We start from the raw sequence: 775 nt of genomic DNA on the forward strand, positions 1-775 counted from the left end.
CTGGAACGTCCAACGCTGGTTCGCCTGGCCGTTGCACGACCACGTGATCACCCTCGTGCCGTTCGTCGTGCCCTGGTTGTAGGCGTCCAGGCACTTGTCCCCGAACACCCGGATCTCACCGTTGGCCCACGACGTCCACAACTGGTTCGCCGCCGTGTGGCAGTCCCAGATCAACGCCGCCGCACCCGCCGCCGTCGACCCGTTGTCCACATCCACACACCGACCCGAACCCGTACCACGCAACCGCGACGTCGTCGCCGCCGCGGGCGTGCCGCCGGACACCGTGAAGACCGCCGAGCCGTGCGCCGGGACGTTCGCCGAGATCTGGCCGGTGCTGCCGGACGTGGCGCCGGTCCACAGGTCGGTGAGGGTGAAGGAGCTGCCCGTCAGGCCGACCTGCGCGGCGGTGGTCGTGATGGTCGCCGTGCTGCCGCCGCGGTTGATCAGGCCGACGGCCACCGAGCCGTCGGACAGGGACTTGGCGAAGACCTCGGTGTTGCCGTCGTCGCGGACCCGCCGACCACCCGCACCCAGCTTGTCCTGGTTCACCGCGATCAACCGCGGATTCCGCAGCGTCGCACTGATGTCCGACGACATCGTGCGGATGTCGTTACCCGCCACCAGAGGCGAGGCCATCAACGCCCACAACGCGAAGTGCGTGCGGGACTCCGTCAGGGTCAGACCCGGACGACCCACGACCAGCATGTCCGGGTCGTTCCAGTTGCCCGGACCCGTCTGCGCCGCCAACGGCGCCGTCACGTCCAGCACGTTCCCG

1 protein-coding gene is annotated in these 775 nt (G+C 69.4%); it reads right to left on the bottom strand.

Annotated features, from left to right (window positions below; all coding sequences use genetic code 11):
• The coding region (locus ADK67_RS20950; RefSeq protein WP_231648289.1) for a ricin-type beta-trefoil lectin domain protein at positions 1 to 759 on the bottom strand (759 nt) is incomplete at its 3' end.
• Positions 760 to 775 lie beyond the last annotated feature (16 nt).

Origin of the sequence: Saccharothrix sp. NRRL B-16348, assembly GCF_001280085.1 — a bacterium.
Taxonomy (GTDB): domain Bacteria; phylum Actinomycetota; class Actinomycetes; order Mycobacteriales; family Pseudonocardiaceae; genus Actinosynnema.